Raw genomic sequence first — 12,800 nt, 5'->3', positions numbered from 1 at the left:
AGCAGTCTCTTTCAAAGTGGGTCGAGATCGAAATGCCGGCTGGGGGCTCCAGCGGCCTTGAAGCGGGCCTTGCCGCGTGCATCGTCGTGTTCGGACTCGAGGAAGAACTCCATGCGATTGCCATCGGGGTCGTTGAAATACACGCCGTTACCGATCTCGTGGTCGGTGATCTTCACCACCTCGACGCCCTTCTTCAGCAACATGCCGTAGAGCTTGCGCAGGGTGGTCATGTCGCCCGCAATCTCCAGCCCGTAGTGCTGCAGCCCCAGGCCGCCCTGGTGGGCCCCGGGTGCTGCGCGGAGCAACGCGATGTCGTGGTGCTTGGCACCGAAGGCCATCATGATCCAGCTTTCACCCCGGGCGCTTTCATGCATGCCCAGCACGTCGGCGTACCAACGCGCCGACACTTCAGGGTCGCTCACGGACAGCGACAGGTGAGTACGAACGACTTCGACTTTCATCGCGCGATACCTCAGTTTTTCTTGATGATGGATTGATGCCCGGACTTGATTTGCGCCACGGCGGGCGTCCAGAGCACATCAGCGATTTCACTGAATTCACGCCACTGCTTCTGCCAGCCGTCACCGCCGTTCTCGGAGGTGAACAGATGCCCGTACTTGGTGCCGGCGACGATCTGGCGAGGGTCGGCGGGGTTCAAGGCAATCGCCCAGACACAGGAGTTGGGCTGTTGCGGCAGCGGCAGCACTTCCCAACCGAGGGCGGCATCCCGGGAGACCAGCACCTTGCTGGTCGTGCCTGGGGTGCCGTCGGAAATGCTCAGGTAGAGCGTATCCTCGCTGCCCAGCGCTGCATTCATGGCGCGCACGTAGTACAGGCCGAAGGTTTCCCGGGCGACGATGCCGGTCCAGGTCTGCCCCTCGTCGAGGCTGCGATACACGGCGTTGACGCACACCACCACGATGACCTTCTGCCCATGGTTGGGCAGGACCACGATGTTGTGCACGTCCGAGTTGTAGTCCCACAGCAGGCGGTCATCGACACGGGTCCAGCTATCGCCACCGTCACGGCTGTGGAACAACCCACCCTCTTCCAGGCCGAACCAGAGCTGGTTGCGATCGGTCGGGTCGTAGGCGAAGGCCAGCAAGCGCGGACGACTGACGCCGTCGCAGAACTCCGGGATCTCCACCGGGGCACGTTCCCAGTGCTGACCACCGTCGAGGGTGCGCCACAGCACGGCGCGCGACGGCGCACCGGTGCCGACGAAAATGCGCTGTGCATCTTGCGGGTCCACCGCCACCTTCCAGACGGTCTGGCCGTTGAATGGCGAATCCACCCGCTGCCAATGGCCGCCGGTATCACGGCTGATGCACAGGCCGACATCGGTGCCGGCATAGATCACCTCAGGCGTCCCCGGATGGAAACTCAGGGAGCGGGTGATCGCGTCGAATTCCAGGTCCTGGCCCAGGCCCAGGCGGTGCCAGGTACGGCCATCGTCGGCGCTGCGGATCACCGCCTGCCCTACGGTGGCGACCAAAAGGGTTCCGTTACTCATCACTGCTGCTCCTCAAATGAAGATGCCGCGGGTCAAGCCGCCATCGATGCCAATGGATTCCCCAGTCACCGCACCGGCCTTGGGGGATGCGAGGAAACCGATCAGCCAGCCCATTTCGATGGGTGCCAGGGTGCGTCGGATCGGCGTTGCATCGATGTAGCCCTGCTCCACCTGCTCGGGCGTCTTGCCCTGCTTGATCCCTTCGCGCTCGTAGAGCTCCTGGATGTGCGGGGTGTCCACGACGCCGGGGTGGATCAGATTGACCGTGATGCCGGCTGGGCCCAGTTGGTCGGAAAGCGTCTTGGTCATGTGGGCGATGGCCAGGTTGCGCATGCCCGAGAGGACCTTGCTGCCACGCCCGGTCAGGCCACCGATATTGATGATGCGACCGAAGCCGCCGGCCTTCATGTGCGGGGTCACGGCCTTGGCGCAACGGAAATAGCCAATCACTTTGGTGTTGAGGTCCGAGAGCAATTCGTCGTCGCCGGCATGCTCGATGTCGTTGCGCACCACACCGGACGGGGCCGCGGCGCCGTTGACCAGGATGTCGATGCGGCCAAAGTGCTTGTGGGCAGCCTCGACCATGTCGGACACCGCCGACATCTGGTTGGTGTCACAGAACAGCGGCAGCACCTCGTTGCCGGTCTCTGCGGTGATTTCCTCGGCGGCTTGCTGGAGAAACTCCATACGCCGCGCGCAGATCACCACCTTGCAACCTTCCTGGGACAGAAAGCGCGCGACTTCCTTGCCGATGCCCATGCCACCGCCGGTGACGATCGCCACGCGGCCTTGTAATTCCAGATCCATAGCAGTTCCTCTTGTGATTGTTCGGCTCAGGCGAGATCGACGAAGACACTTTTGGTTTCGGTGTAGGCATCGATCACGTTCTTACCCATTTCCCGGCCCCAGCCGGATTGCTTGTAGCCACCAAATGGCGAGGCTGGGTCGACGACGTTCCAGCAGTTGATCCACACCGAGCCGGCCTTCAACTGGGCAGCCACGCGATGGGCGGAACGCAAGTCACGGGTCCAGAGACCGGCGGCCAGGCCATAGGGCGAATCATTGGCGCGCAGCACCAGTTCATCGATCTCGGTCCAGCTCATAACGGTCAGCACCGGGCCGAAGATTTCTTCCCGGGCGACACAGGCGCGTTCGGCGCGATCGAGAAACACGCTGGGCCGGATAAAGTGGCCGCGCTCCAGGTGGGCCGGCCGGTCACCGCCGCAGATCAGCTCGGCGCCTTCTTCCTGGCCCCGTTGCAGGTAGCCACGCACCGTGCCCAGTTGCCGGGCCGAGACCAGCGGGCCCATGCTGCTTGCCGGATCCAGGCCTGGCCCCAACACATGGGCGGCGGCGTGGCGCTGGAGTTCTTCAAGCACCTGATCGAGAACGCTGGCATGCACGTACAGACGCGATCCGGCGGTGCAGACCTGCCCCTGGTTGTAGAAAATGCCGTCGGCGGCGCCCTTGGCGGCACGAACGATATCGGCGTCCGGCAGGATGATGTTGGGGGACTTGCCACCCAATTCCAGCGAGACCTTTTTCATGTTGCCGGTGGCCGCCTGGGCGATCAGCCGGCCCACCTGGGTCGAGCCGGTGAAGGCGATCTTGTCCACGTCCGGGTGCTGGGCCAGCGGTGCGCCGGTATGCACGCCGAGGCCGGTGAGCAGGTTGACCACCCCAGCCGGGAAACCGGCGGCCTCGATCAACTGCACCAGGCGAATCGCAACCAGGGGCGTCTGCTCGGCGGGCTTGAGCACCGCGACGCAACCGGTCGCCAGCGCCGGGCCAAGCTTCCACACGCACATGGTCAGCGGGAAGTTCCATGGCACGATCAAGGCGCAGACGCCCACCGGCTCGCGCAAGGTGTAGTTGAGCATCGGTGCGCCGCTGGAGGGCGATACCGGCAGCGTGCTGCCTTCGATCTTGGTCGGCCAGCCGGCGAAATAACGAATGATATTGGCCGCACTGGCCGCCTCCCCACGGGCCGCGGCGATCGGCTTGCCGTTTTCCAGGGTGATCAGTTGCGCCAGCTCTTCGCGATGCTGGTCGAGCAGTTCCGCCAGGCGAAACAGCAACAACCCGCGCTGGGCCGGTGAGTGCTGCGCCCAGGGCCCGGTGAAGGCCGCGCGGGCGGCAGCGACGGCGGCATCCACGTCGCGTTCGCCGCCTTCGGCGACTTCCGCCAGGGTGTGTTCAGTGGCCGGGTTTTCCACGGCAAACCGACGACCATTGGCGGCGTCCTGCCAAGTCCCACCGATAAACAGCCGACCCGGTTGCGACAGGAACTTCTCGACGGCAGGTAACAATTGAATCGGGTTCATATCCGCTCCTTCACAGCGCCATTTCAATCAGGCAAGGGCCGCCATCGGCCTTGGCGTTGGCCAGGGCGCGTTGCAACTCACCATTGGTGTGCACGGTGCTGGCCGGCAAGCCGTAGCCCTTGGCCAAGGCCTTCCAATCGATGCGTGGACGGTCCAGCACCGTCAGGCTCAGGGCTTCGGGGCCCAGCTCGGTCATGCCGAAGCGGCGCAACTCGTTCTGCAAAATGGCGTAGCGATGGTTGGCCGCGATCAGGATCACCACCGGCAGCTGCTCGCGGGCGATGCTCCACAAGGTCTGGATGGTGTACTGGGCACTGCCGTCCGATTGCAGGCAGAACACGCGGTTGCCGCGCTCGGCCATGGCGGCGCCAAAACCCACCGGGATGCCCTGGCCGATGGCCCCACCGGTGTTGGTCAAGACCCGATGCCGTGCGGCATGGGCCGAGGCGGTGAAGAATGGATAACCGCACGTCCCGCCTTCCACCGAAACGATGCAATCGTCCGGCAGCGACGCAGCCAGCACCTGACCCACGGACTGCGGTGTCAACGTAGCTTCGCTTGGCGGCAGTTCGATACCGGTTGGCGTTGGCACATAAGCCGGCGCTTCAAGCGCATCGGCAAGCGCAGTGAGTGCGCCGGCAACATCGTCCCCTACTTCCGCCAGGCAGAGCAGGCGTTCACGTTCGGCCAGGCGAGAAGCGATGCCTTCGTAGCCGAAATAACTGATCGGCTCCGGCACGCCGGCGCACACCACCGCGTCGTATTGGTCAAGAATTTCAATGGCGACTTCGGGGAAGTACGGCAGGCGATCCAGGTCAGGCAAACCACCGCCGCGATAACTCAGGCGCGGAAAGGTTTCGGCGAACAGGCGCACGCCCGGCAGTTGCGCCAGGCGCCCCGCCGCTTCGAGTCCAGCGACGGACAAGCCTTGATCGCCCACGATAAACACCAGGCGCTGGCCATCACGCAGGGCCTGGGCGACCGACTCGATCCGGTCACCGGCAAAACGTCGAACCGGAGCCTGCAATGCCGTGAAGGCTTTCTCGTGCAGCACCGTGTTGGCTTGCAGGTCCATCGGCAGAATCAGGCTGGCGATCTGTCCTTTGGCTTGCCAGGCGGCACGCACTGCCTCTTGGAAATCTTCGCCGACACCCGATGCGGTGCGCGATGTGCGCACCCATCCGGAAACACTCCCGGCCAGCGCCTGGATATCACTGGCCAGCGGCGGATCGTAATTGACGTGCCATGACGCGTGATCGCCGATGACGTTGACGATCGGGGTGTTGGCGCGACGCGCGTTGTGCAGGTTGGCAATGCCATTGGCAAAGCCTGGTCCCAGGTGAGTCAGGGTCATCGCCGGCTTGCCGGCAATCCGGCCATAGCCGTCCGCAGCACCGGTGCACACCCCTTCGAACAAGGACAACACCGGCTTGAGGGCTGGCGCACTGGCCATGGCTGCCACCAGGGGAATTTCAGTCGTTCCGGGATTGGCGAAGCAGTATTCGATACCGCTCGCCACCGCCGCTTTCACTATCAGTTGCGCACCATTCATTTCCAGCCCTCTTGATCGAGCGTTTGCAGTGGCTGAGATTTATCACATAGAAAAACCCTCCACTCAAGTATTTTTTACACACAAAAGCTCTTATTTTGAGATTTATGCAAAATTACGACGAGAATAAAGCCTTCAATCAGTTTGTTTTTCTCAAGCGCTGGCGTATCGTGGCAACGCCCTGTTCGCCGAGCGAGCGGGCTTTTCATCATCGGCGCACCTACCTATAGTGCTCACCCAACGACCACCTACGCGCCATTCCCCCCTTTAGGAGCGAGATGAGCAGTCTGAGCAAAATGCTGAGTGTTCTGGACCTGTTCGGCCCGGCAACGCTGAAGATCGACCCCGACACCATCGCCGAGCGCATGGGCCTGTCACGGGCGACCGTGTACCGCTACGTCAAGGATTTGTGTGATGCGGGCCTGCTGGTCCGGGTGGATGCCGGCAGCTACGGCCTGGGGCCGCGCATCATTGAACTCGACTGGATGATGCGCCAATACGATCCGATCCTCGTGGCGGGCCGCGAGTTGATGCACCAGCTGTCCGACGCCACTGGCCTGGCGGTGTTCGCCAGCGTTTTCTATGACGGCCACATCATCAACACCTACATCGCCGAACCCGATAACACCTACCAGTTCGCATTCGGTCGCGGCCAGCCACTGCCGTTTTTTCGCGGTGCGCAATCCAAGGTGCTGATCGCCTTCCAGAAGGGGCGACGCCTGCAACGCCTGTTCGAAGAACACATGGCCAATGACCCCGACAACGGCTATGACTGGGCCAGTTTTTCCAAAGCGGCGAAAAAGATCCGCAAGGACGGCTATTGCCTGACTCACGATGAACTCAACCTGGGGCTCACCGGCATCGCCGCGCCGATCATCAACCCCGGGCTCGACGAGGTGGTAGGCAGCCTTTCAGCCGTCGGCAGCACCGACAGCTTCAAACTGCTGCGCCAGGAAACCGTGGTTGAAATGGTGATGGACACCACCCGACGGATTGCCGAGAGAATGCACTGAACCGATGTGATGGCGGCTAACATGCATTGACGTTATCCAGCGCCCAGCTTGATCAACCTCTCAACTCGGAATCACCACCAAGACGAACGTCAACGCCTTGCCATTGGAGGTCGCGGTCACCGTCACGAAACCAGATGCGTTGCCAGCAACTAGCTTCGGCGACACTGCATCACCACTGCTGTTGGTCGTCACCGTCGGTGCCTGATCGGCCCCGACGAATCGGGTCCCTGTCCCACCATCATCGGTGATCGTGTAGACAACCCAGGCACCCTCCACTGGATCCCTGTCCTGATTCGATGTCCGCGCCGTGAGCGGATGGGTGAACTCGGCCCCCTCCGGCGCGAGCTGTCCATTCCCATCTATCAGGAGCAGATACTCCACATCATCCGTCGGGTCTCCTTCCTCCGACACCACCCTCAAATGGAACGTGGCCATCCTATCGTTAGAGGTGGCGGTCACCTGCAACGTGCCCGCCCTGGAGCCGGCGACCAGCGTCGGCGACGTTGCATCACCCTCGGCGTTCGTTTGCACGATCAGTGTCTGATCGCCCCCGTCGAACCGCGTCCCTGTCGTACTTTCATCGATGACCGCGAAAGTGACATCAGCACCCACAACAACCGCGTCCAGCGAGTCTTTCGCGCGCGCCGTCAACGGCTCCGTGAACCCGCTGTCCACCGCGGCCGTCTGAAAATTCCCAGCTTGCACCTGTAGCGACGCCACCTCGCCTGGCCCCAGCGACATCACGTTCAGGACGATGCTGGTTCCTCCGCGGGTTTGTCCTGCGTCGGACAGTAGCCGTGCCCGGCCGTCGGCGATTTGGCCATCGGGGGCAGTGTCATCCACGCGAAGCGTCACCGACTGTGTTGTGGTCCAGTTTGCTGCGCTTGGCATGGTGCATGACGCGGCGTTGCCGTCCTCGGCGATCCATCGGGTGGTTCCGCTCTGGCAGGACACGTCGGTGACTGTGGTGTGTGCAGGGGCGTGGTAATACAGCTGCTCACCGGGCGCCCCTCCCACCGGGGATTCCCCGTCCACCTGCGTCACTCGCACCGGCACCTGAACGCCAACCGCTCCGGGCTTGGCCACTGGCACGGTCGGCTGTTCCACCGGGATACTGCCCTCGGGCAACCTGCCACCGAAATACTGCGCGATACGGGGCCAGATGCTACTTACCTGCACGCCGGCGTTGTGTCCCGAACTGAAGCCAAAGTTCAGGGCAATTACCGTATTGGTCCCCGCGTCGATCACGGGCGATCCGGAAGAACCTGACTCGGTATCGCAATTGTATTTTGCGAAATCAGTGAGGCCGTTGTTTTGCACTTCAGTAACCCAGCAGGGGTGCCCGTCATCGTGAAGGCGCGAGATCCGCTTCGGCCCAGCCCAGGGATGCCCCACAACGTAGACCGGGTCGCCGACCGCCGAGATACGGGTATCCAAGCCCAGATAGCCGAAGGTATCCAACACGCCGCTGTCGACCACATCCTGATCCAAGGCAAGGAGCGCGAAGTCCTCCCATGCATGGGAGGCCACGACCCGCTCGACCGGTACCCGAACAGGAGGCCGTACAGCATCGGAGTCGCAACTGGGCTCCTCATAATCGAACTCCACGACCATCCGAGCCGGATCCGGGTTCTCACCAACGACATGCAGGTTGGTGAGCGCAAGGTTTCCAGGCCCCACCCTCCACGCAGTCCCATAGCTGCGCCCGGTATAAATCCTGCCCACCGCGCGTGAGCGTTGGTACTTTGCCGGATCCGACGCCTGTACGCACCGAGCCTTCTCGAACTGGCTCTCCCCAATGATTTGCCCCGGAGTAATCGGGGTGGAAGTCGGTGGCTGCATGGCTGCGACCGCCGACCCTGCGCCCAATACCAACCCAAAGGCCAGCATCAACCTACACACAGCCCACCGCATGGCCAGCGGCACGGACGTTTTTTTCGGTAGGGTCAGCATGGCGGGCACTCCGGTCGCGTGAGGGGCGATGGAGCGATTTATGACGTGGAACGTATTCGCTGCCTACTGTCGGATCTGACAGGTATGAGCAGCTTGCAGACGGATGGTCGGGCTGGCCGGACATTGTCCCGGTGGCGAGGGAACTTGCTCCCTCGCCACCGGTTTAACCTGGCTTCAGAATGGAACGGCCACCGTCACCTGGCTGTACACGTTGGTGCCATTGCCCGCCACTTGATTGCCCCCGGTCGTTGCATCCCGATCCGGCTTGTAGAGGCCTATCAGCGGCGTGATGATCAAGTGCTCGTTCACCGCCCACTCGGCATACAGATCCAGCTCACGGGCATCGAGGTTCAGGGCGCTGTCCTTACGCACGGTGTTGTAATCGAAGTACAACGCACCGAGGGTCAGATTCTCCAACGGCGTGGCTGTCAGGCCGACATGATGAATGCCCGTGTTGCTGTTGAAGGGCCCGGCATAATTGCCCGCTACTTCACCCTGGAACCAGGTGCCATAACCCGTGCTCTGCCCGGTGAACAACGAGTCCCACTTCTGGGAATAGCGGGTGTAGCGATACGTCAGCTTGGGCGCCCAGGCCAGATCGGCAAAGGTGTAGCCGGCCTCGGCGTACCAGGCCTTCTGCGGGCCGGCGTCCTTGTCCTGCCAGGCGTATTCGAATGCCAGGCTGGCGTTCTCGATGCCCGCGTCGCCTTCACCACGAATGCTGTAGACGTCCATGTCCTTGCGTTGCTTCTGGAAATCGCTGGCCCACTGCTCGTTCACGTCAAGACCATGTATCCAGGTCAGTCCCAACGTGCCCGCCTTGGCGGTGTAATCAAGCGTGCCAGCGGCCAGTTCGGTTTCGGCCTGGGCGCGGTTATCGGACTTGAGCCACACCACACTGCCATGCAGTCCATCCTGCCCGCCCAGACGTAATACCGCGGTTTGATCGAACGCGTGTCGGGCAGCCAGGTAATAGGCGCCACCGCGATTCAAGCGACCATCGGCAGGCCCTTTGCCCAGGTTCGGCCCGTCATCGTTGATCAAAAATCCCCTGCCCAGCTTGACCACCTGGCGGCCGCCGGAGATATCGACACCGTCCTGTCCCAGTACGGGGAACAGATCGGCGGAACGCCAACCCAGGTAAGCGTCTTCAATCTTCGTCGTGCGCTCGCTGCCCAGCGTATTGCCGGCCGCGTCGCCATCGCCCCAGGTGGCGGAACTGACCAGGCTGAACGCCCCGTAGGCGGTGCCATGGCCGGCCAGGCCCTGGTCGCCGCTGACGCCATACTTGATGAAGCCTTCGCGCCAGGTTGAACCACCTGGCCTGCCGTCGTAGTTCTTGCGGCTGTTGAAATGGCCGAACACGGCCAGCATGTCGGCGTTGAGATGAGTGTCGTCATCGGCATACAACTCATAGGCCTGGACCTGACTCGCAGCGCAAAGCGCCAGCGTACAGGCAAGGCCACTGCCGAAAAATTCCATACGCGATAGATTTCGCATGGCTGGAGCTCCTTGTGGTGCGCCCTTATAGGCTGTTTTTATATGCAGGAGCCGGCACCGCAAGCGGCACCGGCTGGTCGGGCTAACGGCAGTCGGCGAGCGCGCTGTCCAATGCGCCGACCATCATGGCGGCCTCGTCGTACGTGAGGGTCAGCGGCGGCGACATCACGATTTTGTTGCCTATCGGGCGCATCAATACGCCGGCCAGGCGCGCCTGCTCGGCAATACGCGAGGCCAGGCCCGTAGCAGGGTCAAGCGGCTCGCGCGTGGCCTTGTCCGCCACCAGGTCCACGGCGATCATCAAGCCCTTGCCGCGCACTTCGCCCACCACGGCATAACGTTCGGTCAGCGGTTGCAGTTGCTCCAGCAACTGGGCACCGACCTTCCCGGCGTTGCCCGGCAAATCCTCGGCCTCGACGATGTCCAGCACCGCCAGGGCCGCCGCACAGGCGGTCGGGTGCCCGCTGTAGGTGTAGCCGTGCATGATGACGTTGCTGAAGCCCGGGCCGTTCTCGATGGCATCGACCATGCGCTGGTTGAAGACCGTGGCGCCCATGGGGATGTAACCGGCGGTGATGCCCTTGGCCAGGCACAGCACGTCGGGGGCGACACCCCAGCCACGACTGCCGAGCATGCAGCCGGTGCGGCCGAAGCCCGTCACCACTTCATCGGCGATCAACAGGATGCCGTGGCGGTCGCAGACTTCGCGCAGCCTCTTCCAGTAGTACGCCGGCGGCACGATCACGCCGCCGGCGCCTTGCACCGGTTCGGCGATCAGCGCGGCAATGGTCTGCGGGCCGAGCAGTGCGATCTGGTCTTCCAACTGACGAATGCAGTGGGCGGTCAGTTCTTCCGGATCGCGGCAGTCCCAGGGGTTGCGGTACAGCCACGGCGTGTCGAGCAGATGACAGCCAGCCAGCAGCGGCCCGTGGTTGTAGTGATACACGCCGTTGCCGCCCACCGAGGTGCCGCCCACGTGCACGCCATGGTAACCATTGCGCAATGACAGAAAGCGCGTGCGCCCTGGTTCGCCGCTGGCGATCCAGTATTGGCGGGCCATTTTCAGGGCCGTCTCGACCGCATCGGAACCGCCTGAGCTGAACAACACCCGGGTCATGTTTTCCTGGGCGAACATCGACGTCAGCCGCTCGGCCAGGTCGAACACCCGCGGATGGGCGATGCCGTCGAAGGTCTGGTAATAGGCCAGTTCGTCCAGCTGCGCGGCAATGGCCGCCTTCACTGAAGCCCGGTTATGGCCCACGTTCACGTTCCACAAACCGCCGACACCATCGAGCATGCGATGGCCTTCGATATCGGTGATGTAGTTACCGTCGCCACGGGCGATGATCAACGTCTTGGACCGGTTGGCTGGCGCCGAAGAACTCATCGGGTGCCAGAATTTTTTTTGTGCTGTCTTGTATTGCTCGTACATGGTTGCACTCCTCACTCTGTTTCACGCTTGCGTACGTACAGCAGTTGCTGGCCGGTGAACTCCAACAACCCTTCAAGGCCGAACTCGACGCCGAACCCGGACATCTTGCTGCCGCCAAACGGCGTGTTCGGCTGGATCTGCGCATGGCAGTTGACCCAGGCCATGCCACATTCCAGGCGACTGGCCAGGGCCTGTGCCTGCTCGCTGTCGCGTCCCCAGACCGATCCACCCAGGCCCATGTCGCCAGCATTGGCGCGACGCAGGACATCCTCGACATCCTGGTAGGCAATCAGCGGCAACACCGGGCCGAACTGTTCCTCATCCACCAGGCGCTGCCCATCGGTCACATCGGCGACCAGCGTCGGCGGGTAGAAAAAGCCCGGACGGTCCAGGCGAGCACCGCCACACAACACACGCGCCCCCTGGGCACGGGCATCCGCCACCAGCTCCTCTACCAGTGCCAGCTGTTCAAGGTTCTGCACCGGGCCAAACGTGACCCCGGGCGCCAGGCCGTCACCCACCACCTGACGCCGGGCGATCAGAGTCAGGGCCTCGGCAAAGGCCTCGTACTGGGATTGGTGGATGTACAAACGCTTGAGGGCGGCGCAGGTCTGCCCCATGTTCAGGAATGCAGCCTGGAAAATATCTTCGGCGACCGCCTCGACCGAGGTGCCTGGCAGCACGATGGCGGCATCGTTGCCGCCCAGTTCCAGGGTCAGGCGCTTGAGGTTGCCGGCGGCGCCGCGCATTACGCTTTGGCCGGTGGCGGTGGAGCCGGTGAAGACAATCTTCTGGATACCTGAGTGGGAGGTGATCGCACTGCCGAACCCTTGCTCACCAGTCACGCCATTGATCACGCCCCGAGGCACGTGGCGAGCGATGACTTCCACCAGGCGCAGGGTGCTCAAGGGGGTCAGGCTTGACGGTTTGCTGATCACGCAGTTACCGGCCCGCAACGCCGGCATGATGTGCCAGACAGCGATCATGAACGGCCAATTCCAAGGCGTGATCGACGCGACCACGCCCAACGGCTTGCGGTGCAGTTCGATACGCTGGGTCGGGGTTTCTTCCACCAACTCCACGGGAATCTGCTGCTCGGCGGCATAGCGCGTCCAGGCCACCGCGCCCATCACTTCGGAGAACGCCAATTCCAGTGGCTTGCCTTGTTCCAGGACAATGAGCCGGGCCAACGCCTCGGCTTCCTGCTCGAGATCGGTAGCGATGCTCAGCAGGCGCTGGCGGCGATCTTCATGGGTGCTGTGTCGCCACTCGACAAAGGCCGACTGCGCCGCTTCGACGGCAAGGTCCAGCTGGGCCAGGGAACCGGCCGCGCATCGAGCGAACACCGTACCGGTCGCCGGATTGAGCACATCAAAGTGCCCGTTTTCACCGTCGACCCGAGCTCCATTGATGAGCATTTGATAATCGTGCATAGAACCTTCCTTTCACGCGCTGACGAACCGTCCCGAACGACAGCGGACTTGTTTTCTGGGTGGATTGACGTTGTGCGTGACGC

At 62.8% G+C, this 12,800-nt stretch carries 10 protein-coding genes; 1 reads left to right on the top strand and 9 read right to left on the bottom strand.

The genetic code is table 11. The features are described from left to right. Positions 1 to 11: 11 nt before the first annotated feature. The 5 genes from Q7F16_RS24160 to Q7F16_RS24140 are packed head-to-tail and all read right to left on the bottom strand — an operon-like array spanning position 12 to position 5,389. A complete protein-coding gene (locus Q7F16_RS24160; protein ID WP_046063943.1) occupies positions 12 to 461 on the bottom strand; it encodes a VOC family protein in 450 nt (149 codons plus the stop codon). A gap of 11 nt (positions 462 to 472) precedes the next feature. Further along, the gene (locus tag Q7F16_RS24155) at positions 473 to 1,513 is read right to left on the bottom strand and encodes a VPS10 domain-containing protein (RefSeq protein ID WP_046063944.1); all 1,041 of its coding nucleotides are present in this window, start codon (positions 1,511 to 1,513) and stop codon (positions 473 to 475) included. 12 nt (positions 1,514 to 1,525) lie between these two features. After that, complete coding sequence (locus Q7F16_RS24150) at positions 1,526 to 2,320, bottom strand: SDR family NAD(P)-dependent oxidoreductase (protein WP_046063945.1); 795 nt, start codon at positions 2,318 to 2,320, stop codon at positions 1,526 to 1,528. A gap of 26 nt (positions 2,321 to 2,346) precedes the next feature. After that, the gene (locus Q7F16_RS24145) at positions 2,347 to 3,837 is read right to left on the bottom strand and encodes an aldehyde dehydrogenase family protein (RefSeq protein ID WP_079304203.1); all 1,491 of its coding nucleotides are present in this window, start codon (positions 3,835 to 3,837) and stop codon (positions 2,347 to 2,349) included. A 10-nt stretch (positions 3,838 to 3,847) separates the two neighbouring features. Beyond that, a complete protein-coding gene (locus tag Q7F16_RS24140) occupies positions 3,848 to 5,389 on the bottom strand; it encodes an acetolactate synthase large subunit (RefSeq protein WP_409556614.1) in 1,542 nt (513 codons plus the stop codon). Positions 5,390 to 5,664: 275 nt separating this feature from the next. On the opposite strand from Q7F16_RS24140, the gene Q7F16_RS24135 reads away from it, so the two are divergent. Beyond that, positions 5,665 to 6,399 carry an IclR family transcriptional regulator gene (locus tag Q7F16_RS24135; protein WP_046063948.1) on the top strand — a complete coding sequence of 245 codons (735 nt, stop codon included), beginning with the start codon at positions 5,665 to 5,667 and terminating at the stop codon, positions 6,397 to 6,399. A 60-nt stretch (positions 6,400 to 6,459) separates the two neighbouring features. Here Q7F16_RS24135 and Q7F16_RS24130 read toward each other — a convergent pair whose 3' ends face one another. The 4 genes from Q7F16_RS24130 to Q7F16_RS24115 form a co-directional block, all read right to left on the bottom strand. Beyond that, positions 6,460 to 8,352, bottom strand: a complete 1,893-nt coding sequence (locus Q7F16_RS24130) for a trypsin-like serine peptidase (protein ID WP_409556613.1) — start codon at positions 8,350 to 8,352, stop codon at positions 6,460 to 6,462. Between the two features lie 174 nt (positions 8,353 to 8,526). Continuing rightward, the gene (locus Q7F16_RS24125) at positions 8,527 to 9,852 is read right to left on the bottom strand and encodes a hypothetical protein (RefSeq protein WP_409556612.1); all 1,326 of its coding nucleotides are present in this window, start codon (positions 9,850 to 9,852) and stop codon (positions 8,527 to 8,529) included. Between the two features lie 82 nt (positions 9,853 to 9,934). Further along, a complete protein-coding gene (locus Q7F16_RS24120; RefSeq protein WP_046063951.1) occupies positions 9,935 to 11,284 on the bottom strand; it encodes an aminotransferase class III-fold pyridoxal phosphate-dependent enzyme in 1,350 nt (449 codons plus the stop codon). Between the two features lie 11 nt (positions 11,285 to 11,295). Then, positions 11,296 to 12,717, bottom strand: coding sequence for an aldehyde dehydrogenase family protein (locus Q7F16_RS24115; protein WP_409556611.1), 1,422 nt, complete (start codon positions 12,715 to 12,717; stop codon positions 11,296 to 11,298). Between the last annotated feature and the right edge of the window lie 83 nt (positions 12,718 to 12,800).

Source organism: Pseudomonas sp. Lb2C2 (assembly GCF_052112205.1).
GTDB lineage: Bacteria > Pseudomonadota > Gammaproteobacteria > Pseudomonadales > Pseudomonadaceae > Aquipseudomonas > Aquipseudomonas kilonensis.
Note: the sequence above shows the minus strand (reverse complement) of the source record. Positions and strands in the feature narration are given on the sequence as shown.